Origin of the sequence: Streptomyces sp. NPDC006385 (assembly GCF_040612485.1) — a bacterium.
GTDB lineage: Bacteria > Actinomycetota > Actinomycetes > Streptomycetales > Streptomycetaceae > Streptomyces.
This window is the reverse complement of sequence record NZ_JBEXQG010000031.1, coordinates 80,110-95,683: the sequence shown is the minus strand read 5'-3', so window position 1 is coordinate 95,683 and position 15,574 is coordinate 80,110. Positions and strand designations below refer to the sequence as shown.

Sequence of the window (15,574 nt, the reverse complement as noted above, 5' to 3'; positions counted from 1 at the left end):
GTGGTAGCGCTTGGCGCCGAAGTCGTACTCCTCCAGTGATGGGCGCGAGCGGCGGGGACGGGTCAGTGGGGAGGGTGGGTCAGTGGGGAGGGTGGGTCAGCAGGGGCCGTTCACCCAGCGGTTGGCCGCTATCTGCCGCCCGAGCGCTGGAGGGCCCCAGCGGAGAAGGGCCCGGAGACCGTGCGGACCACCGCCTGGCTGCCCGGCGTGCGGACCAGGAGCCGCCCGGCCGTCCCGGCCTGCGCCGCCTGTGAGATGACGGGGATGGTCACCCTGGTCTCCCTGGCCTCCCTGGTCTCGACGGTCTCGACGAGTTGTCCGCGAACGCCCTCGGGATTGTCCGTGATCGGTAACGGACGCATCCCGTGGCCGCCGCCCTCCGTCCTGCCAGGTGGTCGCGAGGGCGGCCGGGGATCGGCGAGGAACTGCGGGAAAGCGGGGCGGACATGGCACGGCACGGCGGCGGGCGGGGCTGGTACGGCAAGGTGGTCGGGGCGGCGCTCGGGGTGACGGCGCTCGCCGTCGGTGCCTCGATATGGACCGCGCAGGCCGGTGCCGTGGGCGGCTCGTCGCCAAGGGCGACCGCGTCGGCCACGCCGGGCACGCCGGGCGGTGACGTCGAGCCGGTCGCGGTGACGATCGCGCACGCCTCGGACAAGGGGGCGCGCGGCGTCAACATCACCATCGACGACGGCCCCGACCCCGTGTGGACCCCCCAAGTGCTCGACGTGCTGCGGGAGTACGGGGTGAAGGCCACGTTCTGCATGGTGGGGACGCAGGCACAGGCCCACCCGGACCTCGTGAAGAAGGTGGTCGCGGACGGGCACCGGCTGTGCGACCACTCGGTGTCGCACGACACCGCCATGGACGGAAAGTCCCGGGCCTACCAGTCGCGGGAGATACTCGACGCCGAACGCATGATCACCAAGGCGTCCGGGGGCGTACGACCGATGTACTACCGGGCGCCGGGCGGGGCCTTCACCCCCTACAGCCGCACGCTCGCCGCCTCCCGGGGCATGCGCCCGCTGGGCTGGAACGTGGACACCAAGGACTTCGAACGGCCGGGCGTCGACGCCATCGTCGCCACCGTCGAGCGGGAACTGCCGGGCGGGCCGACAGTCCTCTTCCACGACGCGGGAGGCGACCGCTCCCAGACCGTCGAGGCCCTGCGCCGGATCCTCCCCCGGCTCAAGGAACAGGGCCATTCCTTCGGCTTCCCGGTGCGCTGAGGGGAAGTGCGGCGAGTCCGCAGGTGCCGGACCTCGATGCCCTGTCCTGTCCCGTCAGTTCCACGACGACCTGGCCGTCGGCGTCCTGGCTGTAGGCGATCGTGCAGGTCAGCTGACGCAGGGCGGTGCTGTCCAGTCCCTCCAGGGCCAGCGGCAGTCGGGCCGGGCCGTGACCCTGCCGCCCGAGCGGTCTCGACCTCGGCGGTCCCGCCGGGGACAGGGCCTGGTACGAGGAGTGGAGGAGACCAGGAACACGACGCCCAGGCAGGACGTACTGAGTGCGGTGAGGAAAGACAAGGCACCTCCCGGCGAGGATCGAGTGCGGGCATGCCGAAGCACCTGACCTCGACAGGCAGGCGGGAGCCTGCATCGCCGGGGGATGTGACCTTCCTCGCTGTAGTGGGGTGTCGGGGCGTTCGCCGTGGTGTCGTCCGCTGCCGACGGCGGCGGCGACGCGGATCCCGTCGGCGGAGGTCACAGGGCTGCGGGGGGAAGGGCACGGCAGGAAGGCTGTGCCCGCGCAGAGCAATATCTGTGCCCGTGAAATGAGAAATAGGTGCGGGGTACGGCGAGTATTCCTCGGACGGGCGATCGGAATGAAATTCCCGATCGCGCAGGGGCGGTCGCACCGTGCTACTGTCGATCTCAGTTGCAGGTGTGGTTGCCAGAAGGTTCATTTCCGACGGGGTAATCATCACGGCGACACGGAATTCACACAGGGTGAATTCCTGACACCGCCTCCGAAGGAGAAATGACATGGCTACTGGCACCGTGAAGTGGTTCAACGCGGAAAAGGGCTTCGGCTTCATCGAGCAGGACGGCGGCGGCGCCGACGTCTTCGCCCACTACTCGAACATCGCCACCCAAGGCTTCCGCGAGCTGCTGGAAGGCCAGAAGGTGTCGTTCGACATCGCGCAGGGCCAGAAGGGCCCGACGGCCGAGAACATCGTGCCCGCCTGACATCGGCGCACCACACATACTTTGCAGCTGGGGCCCGCACCTCTGGGGCGGGCCCCAGCTCGCTGCATTTCAGGGCACGAGACGGGAAGATTCCCCTCGGCCCCCATCTACTTCGGCTCGTCTCGAGATTCTCTGCGCTGCTCGTCTGCTGCGGGAATTCCTTGCCGCGCGCCCCGTCAAGGAAGGCTCCGCATGAAGCGTGCCCATACATCCCGCACATATGACCGCACCGCAGGAGGTGCCGGCGCCAGCCGCTCCGGTGGTCCGCGCCGCAAGAGCTACGGAAATCGACCGGCCGGACGGGTCGTCGTACAGGGCGAGTTCGCCCCACCGAAGACGATCACGCCCGCGCTGCCCGCCGTCGAGTCGTTCGCCGATCTCGCCATGCCCGCACGGCTGTTGGCCACGCTCGGCCGCGAAGGCGTCACCGCACCCTTCCCGATCCAGGCGGCGACCCTGCCGAACTCCCTGGCCGGCCGTGACGTACTCGGCCGTGGCCGCACCGGCTCGGGCAAGACCCTCGCCTTCGGCCTCGCCGTACTGGCCCGTACAGCGGGGCGGCGTGCCGAGCCACGGCAGCCGCTCGCCCTCGTCCTCGTCCCCACCCGCGAGCTCGCCCAGCAGGTCACCGACGCGCTCACCCCGTACGCCCGCTCCGTGAGCCTGCGGCTGGCCACCGTCGTCGGCGGGATGTCCCTCGGTCGGCAGGCCGGTGCGCTGCGCGCCGGTGCCGAGCTGGTCGTCGCGACGCCCGGACGGCTCAAGGACCTCATCGACCGGGGCGACTGCCGGCTGGACGCCGTCGACATCACGGTCCTCGACGAGGCCGACCAGATGGCCGACATGGGCTTCATGCCCCAGGTCACCGCCCTGCTCGACCAGGTGCGTCCGGGTGGGCAGCGGATGCTGTTCTCGGCCACCCTGGACCGCAACGTCGACCGCCTGGTGCGCACCTACCTCCACGATCCCGTGGTCCACTCGGTCGATCCGTCCGCGGGCGCGGTCACCACGATGGAGCACCACGTCCTCCATGTGCACGACGCGGACAAGCATCGGACGACCACCGAGATCGCGGCACGAGACGGTCGAGTGATCATGTTCCTCGACACCAAGCACGCGGCGGACCGGCTGACCAAGCACCTGCTGAGCAACGGTGTCCGCGCCGCGGCCCTGCACGGCGGCAAGTCCCAGCCGCAGCGCACGCGCACCCTGGCCCAGTTCAAGAGCGGGCATGTGACGGTACTGGTGGCGACCAACGTCGCGGCGCGGGGCATCCACGTCGACAACCTCGACCTGGTCGTCAATGTGGATCCGCCCAGTGACCACAAGGACTACCTGCACCGCGGCGGTCGTACGGCCCGCGCCGGCGAGTCCGGCAGCGTCGTCACCCTGGTGACCCCTGATCAGCGTCGCGGTATGAGCCGGCTGATGGCTTCGGCGGGCATCACCCCCCGGATCGCCCAGGTGCGTTCGGGCGAGGCGGAGCTGAGCCGCATCACAGGCGCCCAGGCCCCGTCCGGTGTCCCGGTCGTCATCACCGCGCCGAGCGCGGAACGCCCCCGCGGCGCGTCTTCTTCGTCCCGGGGCCGTCGGGGTCGCCGGGGCCACGCCGGCCAGGGCCGGCCCGCCGGCGAAGCCGCGCGCCGCGGAGCACAGCGGCGGCCCGGCTCCGGCTCGGCCGCCTAGAGCGCTGTGAGCGCTGTGATCACAAGCCCACCCCTTTCCGGCTGGAGGCACCTATGACGCCGACGCAGACGCAGACGCAGCAGGTACTGGACCGCTCCCCCAGGACCGTGGTCGACGGCGGGGGCGGCGCGGCCGGACCTCGGGTCCGTGACGACATGACGGTCGAGGTGGCTCTGTCCCTCATGGCCGGTGCCCGTGTCGACCATGTCGTCCTCTGCGACGGGGACGACCAGAGCACGGGCCTGATCACCCTGGCCGGGCTCGCCGTTCTCCGCGACAGCCCCGCCTACACGGACCGGATCCGTCTACGGGACGTCCACGCCCTCACCCGCTGATCCTCGGCGTCGCCCGCCGGTCCACCTCGCCCGGTCAGTCCGTTCTCCTTCTTCTCGTCTGTGAGGCATCATGCGCTGTGTCATCGCCCGGTACCCGTTCGAGCTGACCAAGAGCGGGGTGCTGACCTCGATGAAGGGCGTCACGCCCGAACTCGTCACGGGCGAGTCCGTGACCATCGGCCGCCGCCGCTACCCGGTCAAGCAAGTGGGCCAGGTCGTCACCCGACAGGACCGCCGCGACTTCACCAGCGGCGAGGTCGTGCGAGCCATGACCCGCCTCGGCTTCACCTGCCACGACCGGATCGAGACCGCGCCGGTGGCTGTCCCCACTCCGCTGCGGACCGCCTCGGCGCTGCTCGGGGGCACCGCCTAGGAACATCACAGACACCACAGACCCGGTGAGGGCCCTGCCGACGCGCGTCGGCAGGGCCCTCACCGTTCTTGTGTCGGCGTCTCCCACCCGTTGTCGCGAGCGCCAGGATGCCTGCGGCACGCGGACACCAAAATCTACTCTTGCCAGAGTAGACATCGGCTCCTGGCACGGTTAACCTTTTTCTCGTCGACAAGGTCAGACGAGACCCGGCAGACACGAACTGGCGGGTGGCAGTACCTGAAGCAGTACGGCAGTACCGCAGTACCCCCTTCACCAAGTGATTGATTCACAGGAAAGGATGGAGGAGCAGACGCCATCAGGATCGCCCGGCCCAGCATGAGGGCCGACAGATGGTGTTGAATTCCCTTCGGGGCCCTGGTGCCGTACGGCACCAGGGCCCCTCGACGCGTTGCACAACGAGGTGACATGGCAGCAGATACCCCACTCAGCGATCGTCTGGACGACGACGACTACCCCGCGTACACCATGGGTCGGGCGGCCGAAATGCTCGGCACCACCCCTGGCTTCCTCCGAGCCATCGGTGAGGCTCGTCTGATCACACCGCTGCGCTCGGAAGGCGGACATCGCCGGTACTCCCGCTACCAGCTGCGGATCGCGGCTCGCGCCCGCGAGCTCGTCGACAGGGGAACCCCGATCGAGGCTGCCTGCCGCATCGTCATCCTCGAGGACCAGCTCGAGGAGGCTCAGCGCATCAACGCCGAGTACCGCCGTGCCGCGAACGAGGCGTCCGACCGCTCCGGCCCCGGTTCGAACTGATCACTGGTCGCACACCCTCCGATACGGCGTGTCCGGCACGTTCGTCCGCCACCGTTCCTCGGTCAGGTCGGCGCCGCCGGCCCGGTCGCAGACCTGGCGGACCAGCCGGGCGGGGTCGACGACGTACCGCTGGAAGGGGACGTGGGCGCCGCTCGCGTACAGAACGCGGTTGTCGCCGCTGAAGGCCAGGGAGCCGATCGCCTCGCCCGGGGTCGGCAAGGGGCCCCCGAGCGGCTGCCAGGTCGCGGTGTCCCAGAGCTGGAGCGTGCCTTGGTCGCCGCCCACCGCGAGCGTAAGGCCGTCGGGGCTCAGGGCGAGGGCGCCGACCGTTTCGGCGCTGTCGGCCGGGGAGCCGGGGAAGGCGTCGCGCAGGACGCCCGTGCGAAAGCGCAGGTCGCCGTCCCAGAGGGCGACGCGGCCGGTGCGGTCGCTCGCGGCCAGCCGGGAGCCGTCCGCCGTGAAGGCGAGGGCCGTGATGCCCTCGCCCCCGGTCAGGTCCAGGGCCGTCGCCCGGCCGGTGGGGAGGCGGGCGGCACCGTTGTCGCCGACGAGGAGACGGCCGTCGGCGCGGGCCGCGAGGCGGGTGCTCGACAGTCCCGGCACCACGCCCTGCCTGCGGTGCGCCGTCGTGTTCCACACCTCGTCCGTCACCCCGCCGTCGTTCCTGGGACGGGCCGCGTACAGGGTGCGGCCGCCGGGACCGAGGGCCAGGGAGACCACGCTCTCCGCCGGGCGGTCCGGCGCCAGGTCCACTGTGGTCAGGGCGCGGGCACGGGCCACGTCCCAGACGGTGATCCGCTGGGCGGCGCCCCGCTCGGCGGCCGAGACGCCGTACGCGAACGTCCTGCCGTCCGGGCTGAACGCCATCAGGGGGTGGCTGGACCGGCCGGAGAGCGGCACGGCCGGCAGTGTCCGCGTCACGTGTCCGGTGCGCGTGTCGCGCAGCGCGAAGTGGCACTGGCCGCCCTTGAGTTCGGCGGTGGCGAGCGTGTGCCCGTCCGGGGCGAGCAGGGCGCCGTCCAGTGCGCGTGCGCGCCACGTCGGCGTGGTGGCCGTCGTCGTGTCGAAGGAGTGCACGGTGCCGCCCGCCAGGTAACGGAGGGTGGGGTGGACGGGGTCCCAGGCCAGGGCGCCGTCGGTCTGCTGCTCGTCGAGGGGGTACTGGAAGACGGGGGCGTCGGGGGCCGAGAGCCGCCAGACGTCGATCCGCGTGTCACCGGCCGTCGCCAGGAACCTCCCGTCCGCGCTGAAGGCGGCCGACTTCACCTCCGGGTCGGTGAGCGCGGCCACCTGGTGTCCCGTCCGCGTGTCCCAGACGCGTACGCCCGTCGCCGAGACGACGGCGAACCGGTGGGCGGCCTCCCGCACCTCCCCGGCGTTCCCGGCCTCCCCCGCGTTCCCGGCCTCCCCCGTCTTCCCGCTCCCGGCGCCGAACACCACCCGCACGTCGTCCTCGTCGCACAGGTCGCCGGCGTCGCGCCAGGCGCCGGGGAGCGTGCGGTGGGTGCGGGTGTCCCAGACCTGAGGGGCCTGCCCTGCGGTGCAGACGGCCACGTGGCGGTCGTCGGGGCTCGGGGCGACGCGGGCCTCACCGGACGCCCGGGTCTCGAACAGCGGTCGGCCGTCGGCGAGGGAGCGCAGGCGCACGCGGTCGTCGTCCAGGTCGCTCTCCAGATAGCTGCGGCCGCTGCTGCCGAAGGCGACGCCGGCGAAGCGGCGCGGGAGCGGGCCGGGGTCGCCGGTCCAGCGGCTGCGCGTCGTGTCCCACAGCCGTACGGCGTCGTCCGTGGCGAGCGCCAGCACCCGGCCGTCGGGGCCGGCGGCGATCACCTGGGCGCCGGCCGGCAGCGTTCCCGAGGCCGTACGGCGGTGTGCGGTCACGTCCCAGGTGCGCCAGGCCCGTCCGTCGACGCCGAGCAGGGTGCGGCCGGAGTCGGCGAGGAAGGCGTTCGGCGCGGGCTCGGTGAAGGCGTCCAGCTCCGGCTGGGTCACGGCGTCGAACAGGGCGCGGCGGGTCTCCGGCAGCGGGGAGGTCCGCCAGGCGGCGGCGCCGAGCAGCATCGCGGTGCGCGGGTCGGTGGTGCGCAGGGAGTCGGCGACGGCGGCGACGCGCCGGGCGGCGGTGTCGGTGCGCTGCTGTTCGCCCGCGCGGTACTGGCTCCAGGCGGTCAGCCCGGCGACCAGCGCCACGACGACGACGGCGGACAGCGACGCGAGCAGGACCCGGGAGCGGCGGGCGATCCGGGCGGCCGTACGGTGTTCCTCGTCGCGGGCCCGGAACGCCGCCGCGAGGAACTCCCGCTCGGTCGCGGTGAGCCCACCGTCGTCCCCGAACAGCTCCTGGGCACGGTCGAGCCGGGTGCCGCGGTAGAGGGCGCCGGGGTCGCGGTCGGTCTCCACCCAGACGTGGGCGGCCTCGGTCAGGCGCCGGTGCTGGCGCAGGCGTTCGCGCCCCTCCTCCAACCAGGCGGCGAGCCGGGGCCAGCAGGTGAGCAGGGCCTCGTGGGCGAGCTGGACGTCGTTCTCGTCGGCGGTGAGCAGGCGGGCGCGGGCCAGCCGCTCGACGACCTGCGACGCCGCGGGGTCCGCCCACTCGTCCAGTTCCGTCCGGGTCAGCGGGCGCCGGGTGTCGGGGCCGCCGCCCTGGTCGTCCCGGCCCGGCTCCACCATCCGCAGCAGCAGCTGCCGGGCGGCACGCGCCTGGTCCGGGGACAGCTGCCCGTACGCCTCCTCCGCGGTCGCCGCGATCGCGCCGCGCACTCCGCCGGCCGCCTCGTACGCGGCCAGGGTCAGCATCCGCCCGCGCCGCCGCCGCCAGGTCTCCAGCAGGGCGTGGGAGAGCATCGGCAGACCGCCGGGCTCGTCCAGGACCTCGTCGACGATCCGCGCGGTCAGTTCCCGCTCGACGACGAGTCCGCTCGCGGCGGCCGGTTTGACCACTGTCTCCCGCAGCTCCTGCGCGGTCATCGGCCCGAGGGCCAGCCCGGCCCCGCGCAGCGCGTCCGCCAGGCCCCGGTGCTCCAGGCAGCGGGCGTAGAAGTCCGCGCGTACGGAGATCAGGACCCGCAGCCGGCTGCCGGGGTCGCGCGCGGCCAGCAGGAGGTCGATGAAGCGGGCCCGCTCGGCCTGGTCCCGGCAGAGGGTGAAGACCTCCTCGAACTGGTCGACCACGACCCAGCTCTCGGGCTCGCCCGCGGCCGGTGCCAGCAGGTGGCCGTAAGCGGCGGCGGGGCGAGGCCCGGGCGTGAGGATCCGCAGCACCGCCGAGCCCCCGGCCTCGGCAGCCCGCGCCCCAGCGGCCCGCTCCTCGGCGATCCGCTCCTCGGCGATCCGCTCCTGGAGCCGCGGGATCAGTCCGGCCCGCAGCAGCGAGGACTTGCCGCTGCCGGACGCCCCGAACAGCACCGCGAGCCGGTGGTCGCGGACCAGTCCGGTCAGTTCCTCCGCCACCCGGTCGCGGCCGAAGAACAGGTCGCGGTCACCGGGTTCGAAGCGCCCCAGGCCCCGGTACGGCGGGCCGGTGTCGTCCGCCTCCTCGCTCACGGCCGCTCGCACGGCCGCCGCCTCGGCCTCCTTCCAGCGCGCTTCCCACTCCGGGGGGTCGCCGCCGCACGCGCGCACGTATCCCCGCAGGACGTCGAGCGTCGGCAGCCGTTCCCCGGCCGCGGCCCGTGACAGCGTGGTCGCCGAGATGCCGGCGGCCGCGGCCATGGCCCGGTACGACGGAGTGCCGGCGGCCCTGCGCAACTCCCGCAGCTCGTGCGCGAGGCGCTGAACGGGCCCGGCCTCCGGTTCCAGGGGCCTTTCCGGACGACCCACTGGTCACCTCCCTCAGCTCTCGCCCGGCTAGATGTCGCTCGGCCGCGAAAAGTTGTTTCACCGGCGAAGGAGGGCTGTGCATCAACGCTTCCTTGATCAGGCTCGGACCGTCCGACTCCTGATCATTCGAAGGGGAACCTTGCGCAGCCACAGGAAAACAGCATGGGCCGCCGCGGCGGTCGCCACGGCGCTCGCCACAGGACTGACAGGACTGACCGGCATGGCCCAGGCGACGGCCGTGCCCTCCGCCGGGAGCGCTGCCAAGGGCGCGGCGCCGTCCGGCCAGCACCGCCTCACCCTCATCACCGGTGACCGTGTCGTCGTCGACGCCGAGGGCCGGGTCGTCGGCGTGGAACGGGCCAAGGGGCGCGAGCACGTCCCGGTGCAGACGCGCACCGTCGGCGGACACACCCTCGTCATACCGATGGACGCGGCCCCGCTGATCGCGGCCGAACGGCTCGACCAGCGGCTGTTCGACGTCACCGAGCTCGGCAAGGCGGCCGTCCGCGAGAGCCGGCGCGACGGCCTGAAGGTCATCGTCGGCTACAAGGGCGACGCGTCCACCGCGAGGAGCGGCGTCCGGGACTCGGGCACCCTCCGCCGGACCTTCCCGTCGTTGAACGCGGACGCGGTGCAGACCCGGGTCGCGGACACGCGCAAGCTGTGGGACGCGCTCACCAACGGCAACAGGGCGGCCTCCGGCATCGCGCACGTGTGGCTGGACGGCGTCCGCAGGGCCAGCCTCGACACGTCCGTACCGCAGATCGGCGTGCCCACCGCCTGGGCGAAGGGCTACGACGGCAAGGGCGTCAAGGTCGCCGTCCTGGACACGGGCGTCGACACGACCCACCCGGATCTGAGGACCCAGGTGATCGCCGCCAAGAACTTCACCTCCGCCCGGGACACCGGCGACCACTTCGGGCACGGCACACACGTCGCGTCCATCGTGGCGGGCACGGGTGCCAAGTCCGGCGGCACGTACAAGGGGGTCGCGCCCGGCGCGAAGATCCTCAACGGCAAGGTCCTGAACGACGAGGGCGGCGGCGAGGACTCCGACATCCTCGCGGGCGTCGAGTGGGCCGCCCAGCAGGGCGCCGACATCGTCAACCTCAGCCTGGGCAGCGCCGACGCCCCGGGCGTGGACCCGCTCGAAACCGCGGTGAACAAGCTCTCCGAGCAGAAGGGCATCCTCTTCGCCATCGCCGCCGGCAACGAGGGCGAGGGCGGCGCCGCGACCCTCGACTCGCCGGGCAGCGCGGCGAACGCGCTGACCGTCGGCGCCGTGGACGGCAAGGACGCGCTCGCCTCCTTCTCCAGCCGCGGCCCGACCGCCGACGGCACGCTCAAGCCGGACGTCACCGCGCCCGGCGTGGACATCACCGCGGCCTCCGTCAAGGGCAGCGTCATCGCCGAGGAGTACGGCGAGAAGCCGGCCGGCTATGTGACGATCTCGGGTACGTCGATGGCGACCCCGCACGTCGCGGGCGCGGCGGCCCTGCTCAAGCAGCAGCACCCGGACTGGCGGTTCAGTGAGCTGAAGGCCGTGCTCTCCGCGTCCTCGAAGGCCGGCGACTACGCCCCGTTCCAGGGCGGTGCGGGCCGCATCCAGGTCGACAAGGCCCTCGGACAGAGCGTGGTCGCCGAGCCGTCCGCGCTGGAATTCCCCGTCCAGCAGTGGCCGCACACCGACGACACCCCGGTCACCCGGCGGCTGACGTACCGCAACCACGGCACGAAGGACGTCACGCTCGCCCTCTCCGCCACGGCCCGCGACCCCCGGGGCAAGGCCGCTCCGGCGGGCTTCTTCACCCTCGGGGCGAAGACGGTCACCGTCCCGGCCGGCGGCAGGGCCTCGGTCGGTGTCACCGTGAACAGCAAGCTGGGCGGCACGCTCGACGGCGGGTACTCGGCACGGGTGACGGCCACGGGCGGCGGTCAGAGCGTCGGTACGTCGGTGGGTGTCATGCGGGAGACCGAGCACTACGACGTCACCCTGAAGTACGTCAACCGCGCCGGGCAGCACCCGAAGCACCTCGCCTCCCTGACGAGCATCGACGGCCAGGAAGGAACGTCCTGGCTGTCGTCCGGGTCCACGGACGACAGCGTCACCGTCCGGGTGCCCAAGGGCAGTTACACACTGGAGTCGGTCAGCGCCAAGAACCTCACCTCCTACACGGGGGGCGTCGACTGGCTCGTCGCGCCCAGGCTGACCGTCACCAGGAACATGACGGTCACGCTCGACCTGAACAGGACCAGGTCGCCCGACATCACCGTGCCGGACCGCGCGGCCAGGCCCAAGAGCGCCTGGGTGTCGTACAAGTACTACGCGGGCACCAGCGGTCAGAACGGCAGCGGCGTTCTCGCGGACTCCTTCTCCGACATCCGCGTCGCCCATCTCGGCCCGGCGGTCGACCACCTCGCCCAGACCTGGTCCGGGCAGTGGACCAAGGGCCGCACCGCCGAGTACGACATCGCCGCCGCCGCTCCGGTGAAGAAGCTCAAGGGGGCGTACGTACGCCACTACAAGGCGGGCGACCTCGCGACGCTGAAGGTCGGCATGGGCGCCTCGGCGCCCGGCAAGACCGGCGCCGTGACCCTCACGGGTACCGTGCCCGACGGCTACGGCTACCTGTCCGCCTTCGCCGACGCCGTCCCGCAGAAGCTGCCCGGCACCCGCACGTACCACGTGTCGGCCGTGGGCGGCGTCGAGTGGCGGCCCGACTTCTACCAGTACTCCGGCAAGCTGGACTCCGACGGCAAGCCGGTCCCCGAGGTGTCCTCCTGGGTCGACGACTACCTGAAGCTCAAGGCGGGCCGGACCTACCGGCAGAAGTTCAACGCGGCGGTGATCGGGCCGCGCATGACGGCCGGCGGCTCCATCGGCAACGGTGTCTTCCGTGACGGCGACAAGCTCTACGGCGCGCTCTCGCTGTTCGCCGACGGCGCGGGGCACACCACCGAATCGGCCATCGCCTCGGCGACGACGACGCTGTACCGCAACGGCGTGAAGGTCGGCTCCAACAGCGACCCGCTCACCGGCAAGGAGCAGTTCAAGGTCCCGGCCGGAGCGGCCGCGTACAAGCTGACCACCTCGGTCAGGCGCGGCGCGGCGCTCGGGGCCGCCTCCTCGCGGATCGACGCGACCTGGACGTTCCGTTCACAGCGGCCGTCCGGCGGGGAGTCGGTCCGGCTGCCTGCCTCCACGGCCCACTTCGGTGCCGCCACCGGCCTGGACAGCAAGGTCACGGCCGGCAGGAAGGCCACGTTCCCGGTCACCGTCGAGGGCCCCGCCAAGGGCCGCAATCTCAAGTCGCTGTCGGTGTACGTCTCGTACGACCACGGCAGGACCTGGAAGAAGGTCGAGGTCGAGAAGGGCAAGATCACCGTGGGGAACCCGGCGAAGGGCAAGGCCGTTTCCCTCCGCGCGGTGATCACCGACAAGAAGAACAACACGTCGACGATCTCGATCCACGACGCGTATCACGGCAAGTGAGGAGAGGGCTCGCTGAGCGGTTCCGCCGGCGGGATCCGCTGACCGGATCCGCTGCTCTGCTCCTCTGACCCGGTCCGCTCGGCGGAAAGCCTGCCGGAAGCACCGCTTCCGGCAGGCCGCGCGGGCTCATCGACCTGCCGTACCGGCTCGTGGACCGTCAGCCTGCCGTCCTCGATGTGCCAGAGCACGTCCGCGCGCGCGGCGAGCTTGGGCTCGTCGGTGACGTAGATGACCGTGCCCGGATACCGTTCGAGCAGACGTTCCATCAGATCGGACCCGAGCGCTTCGTCCGACCTGACCTCGTCCAGCAGCAGAACCCGGGGCTCGCTGCGCAGCGCCCGTACCATCGCCACCTGGTAGCGCACCGCCATGGAAAGGCCGTGCCCCCCTTCGCCCACCCGGGTGCGCAGACCGTAGGGCAGCAGCTCGGCCAGGGCCTCGATGTGTTCCTCGTCCGCTCCCTTGGTCGCGTCCGGTGGTTCACCGAGCCGCAGGTTCTGGCCCACGGTGCCGCGCAGCAGGGGCAGTTCGGGGCTGGTCAGCCTGATCGCCCGCCGTACCGATTCGGGATCGTGCCGGGCGAGGTCCTGGCCGTCGAGCAGCACGGCGCCGGCGTCCGGATCCTGCAGTCGCGCGATGAGGCGAAGCAGCAGGGACTTTCCCGCGCTCGCAGCTCCTTGCAGCACGATCCGCTGCCCGGGCGCCGCGACGGCCGACGCGTCCAGGACACCCTCCACGCGCAGCCCGTCCAGTTCCAGCCGACCGGGCCCGTCCGCGAGCGGCTCGGCTCCGCGCAGTCGGCCCAGCGGCGCCGGTGCCGCGAGTATCTCGGCGATGCGCCGCCGCGCCACCCGCGACTGCTGCCAGTGCTCCTGCACACGGACCAGCGAGGTCAGGGGCCCGCCGAGGAAGTTCGCCACCGTCAGCAGCGAGGCGAGGGCCTCCCAGGTGATGCCCGCCACCAGGCCCACGGTGACCACGACCAGCAGGATCCCGATGCCGCACGCCTCGGCGGTCGCCGACATCGCTCCGGTCAGGCGGGCCTGGCACACCATGGCCCGACCGTACTCACGGCTGTGCCGCCGCATGACCCGGCGTTCCTGCTCGACCCGCCCGAGGGACTGGATGACGGCGGTGTGCGCGACCCGTTCGTTGACGAAGGCGGCGAGCCTGCCGTTGTGCCGTCTGGTCTCGCGCACGCGTTCGCGCAGCCGCCGCCCGATCAGCGCGACGGCGGCCGCGGCGAGGAGGATCAGGGCCGCCGACAGCGCGCCTATGCCCGGTGCGACGACGGCCAGTACGACGAGCGCGCACGCCACGAACACCCCGTCCACCAGAATCGGCGCCACGCCCTTGCTGATCCACAGCCGGAGCGCGGAGGCGTCGCCGGTGAAGCGGAGCACGGTCACACCGACCGTGCGCCGGTACGGTCCCCCCGCCTCGCTTCCGGTGACGTGGTCGAAGAGACGCATTCTGACGCTGTGCACGTAGCTCTGGGCCAGCCGTTCCGCGAGCGGTTCGCCCGCCGCCTTGAGCAGCACGGTGGCGCAGGCCGAGGTGACGAGCCCGACGGCCAGGGTGGTGGGCGCGTAACCGGCGACATGTGTGTAGATGGCGCTGCGGTCGTGGCTGGGGGCGATCTCCCCGCCGTGCGAGACGCGGTAGGCCGCGCCATGCGCCAGCAGGGCGAAGCCGACCACGCAGACCGCCTGCCCGAACCCCGCGAGCACCAACAGGAGCATCAGCCGGCGCCGCACACCACCGAGCATGTGCGGGATCCGGACGCGCCGTCGGCCCTTCGCGCTCACGCCACTGTTTCGGCCGTCAGGGGACCGCTGTACTCCGTCAGCCGACTGCGTTCCTGCGGCAGCCTGCCGTGGTCGGCCAGTTGGCCGCCGTCCTCCGACAGCCCGCCGCCGTCCGCCACGAGGCCCCCGACCGTGACGCCGCCCGCGAACACCTGACCCGCGATGGACGGGTCGGACAGGGCGGCCGCTTGGTACAGCGGGATGTCCACGTTGGTCATCGCTTCGGCCATGGCCAGCGGAGAGGCCGTCAGCGCGCCGCTCAGAGCCACGACGGGAAGTCCCTCGTCCCGCAGCAGCCGTACCCCCGCCACCGCGCTGACCGAGTCACCGGCCGCGAACACGATGCCGTCCACGCTGGCGCGGAATTCCGGGGTCCGCATCAGCGCCGCCGTCTCCCGTTGCAGGATCCCGTCCGCGACCTCCAGCACGATGGCGTCCGCCTGGTGGCTCGTCAGATCCGTGACCGCGCTGCGCAGAACACGGATCACCTGCGGCATCGGCAGCTGGTAGGTGGTGGCGAAGCCCAGGTCGGTGAAGTCGATGACCCGCGCCGCGCCCGCGTCGGCCATCAGCGTCGGATCGCCGGGAGCACCGGTGCCGGTCACCTTCGCCGCGCCGACCCGGCGGCCGGCCAGGCTGAGGCCGCGGATGAGGGCGGCCGCCACGGTCGTCTTGCCCGCGTTCATCGATGTGCCGAGTACGGCGACGGTGGGCGGGCGTGGAGCGAGGACCGGCACCACGGGCCGGGCCAGGCGGGCGAGGGTGATGACTTCGCCCTGCTCGTCGGTCACCAGGCCCAGGGGCTGCAGCCGGGTGGGGGACTTCATCCTGGAGTGGGAGGACATGACCCGTCCTGCTATGCCGCCTCCGGCGACCAGGTCACAGGGTCCGAGGTCGTCGGGCACCTCCGCCTCGAACTGGTCGGGGGCGTAGCGTGCGCCGTAGGCGACGACGACGGTGTCGCCGACGAACAGCCGATTCCGCTTTCCGTGTACCTGCCCGAGGAATCGGTGCTGGCCGATTTCCGTCACCCGGCACAGCACCAGTTGGCCCGCCCGCGGAGGCTCATCCTCCACGCGCAGTCCCAGGGTTCT

At 72.2% G+C, this 15,574-nt stretch carries 11 protein-coding genes and 1 pseudogene; 7 read left to right on the top strand and 5 right to left on the bottom strand.

The genetic code is table 11. The features are described 5' to 3' along the window. Positions 1-128: 128 nt before the first annotated feature. Entirely contained in the window at positions 129-272 is a 144-nt protein-coding gene (locus tag ABZ078_RS23615; protein WP_356578104.1) for a hypothetical protein, read from the bottom strand. A gap of 174 nt (positions 273-446) precedes the next feature. On the opposite strand from ABZ078_RS23615, the gene ABZ078_RS23610 reads away from it, so the two are divergent. Further along, the gene (locus ABZ078_RS23610) at positions 447-1,229 is read left to right on the top strand and encodes a polysaccharide deacetylase family protein (RefSeq protein ID WP_356578112.1); all 783 of its coding nucleotides are present in this window, start codon (positions 447-449) and stop codon (positions 1,227-1,229) included. On the opposite strand, the pseudogene ABZ078_RS23605 reads toward ABZ078_RS23610, so the two are convergent. Continuing rightward, positions 1,189-1,389 (bottom strand): annotated as a pseudogene (locus tag ABZ078_RS23605) (hypothetical protein); the annotation flags it as partial. The gene ABZ078_RS23610 and the pseudogene ABZ078_RS23605 overlap by 41 nt on opposite strands. Before the next feature lie 596 nt (positions 1,390-1,985). Here ABZ078_RS23605 and ABZ078_RS23600 point away from each other — a divergent pair. From ABZ078_RS23600 to ABZ078_RS23580, 5 genes are all read left to right on the top strand, one after another. After that, positions 1,986-2,189, top strand: coding sequence for a cold-shock protein (locus tag ABZ078_RS23600; RefSeq protein ID WP_028799214.1), 204 nt, complete (start codon positions 1,986-1,988; stop codon positions 2,187-2,189). 192 nt (positions 2,190-2,381) lie between these two features. Next, positions 2,382-3,875, top strand: a complete 1,494-nt coding sequence (locus ABZ078_RS23595; protein ID WP_356578101.1) for a DEAD/DEAH box helicase — start codon at positions 2,382-2,384, stop codon at positions 3,873-3,875. Between the two features lie 53 nt (positions 3,876-3,928). Then, entirely contained in the window at positions 3,929-4,210 is a 282-nt protein-coding gene (locus ABZ078_RS23590) for a CBS domain-containing protein (protein WP_356578100.1), read from the top strand. 70 nt (positions 4,211-4,280) lie between these two features. After that, on the top strand, positions 4,281-4,583 hold the full coding sequence (locus ABZ078_RS23585) for an SCO5918 family protein (protein WP_356578098.1): 303 nt from the start codon (positions 4,281-4,283) through the stop codon (positions 4,581-4,583). A gap of 426 nt (positions 4,584-5,009) precedes the next feature. Continuing rightward, positions 5,010-5,360, top strand: a complete 351-nt coding sequence (locus tag ABZ078_RS23580) for a MerR family transcriptional regulator (RefSeq protein ID WP_356578097.1) — start codon at positions 5,010-5,012, stop codon at positions 5,358-5,360. Here ABZ078_RS23580 and ABZ078_RS23575 read toward each other — a convergent pair whose 3' ends face one another. Next, on the bottom strand, positions 5,361-9,179 hold the full coding sequence (locus tag ABZ078_RS23575; protein WP_356578095.1) for a helix-turn-helix domain-containing protein: 3,819 nt from the start codon (positions 9,177-9,179) through the stop codon (positions 5,361-5,363). 220 nt (positions 9,180-9,399) lie between these two features. On the opposite strand from ABZ078_RS23575, the gene ABZ078_RS23570 reads away from it, so the two are divergent. After that, positions 9,400-12,672 carry a S8 family peptidase gene (locus tag ABZ078_RS23570; RefSeq protein WP_356578093.1) on the top strand — a complete coding sequence of 1,091 codons (3,273 nt, stop codon included), beginning with the start codon at positions 9,400-9,402 and terminating at the stop codon, positions 12,670-12,672. Here ABZ078_RS23570 and ABZ078_RS23565 read toward each other — a convergent pair. Beyond that, the gene (locus tag ABZ078_RS23565) at positions 12,660-14,480 is read right to left on the bottom strand and encodes an ABC transporter ATP-binding protein (RefSeq protein ID WP_356578091.1); all 1,821 of its coding nucleotides are present in this window, start codon (positions 14,478-14,480) and stop codon (positions 12,660-12,662) included. The genes ABZ078_RS23570 and ABZ078_RS23565 overlap by 13 nt on opposite strands. Continuing rightward, a complete protein-coding gene (locus tag ABZ078_RS23560; RefSeq protein WP_356578089.1) occupies positions 14,477-15,556 on the bottom strand; it encodes a DUF1611 domain-containing protein in 1,080 nt (359 codons plus the stop codon). The genes ABZ078_RS23565 and ABZ078_RS23560 overlap by 4 nt, the downstream gene beginning before the upstream one ends. Between the last annotated feature and the right edge of the window lie 18 nt (positions 15,557-15,574).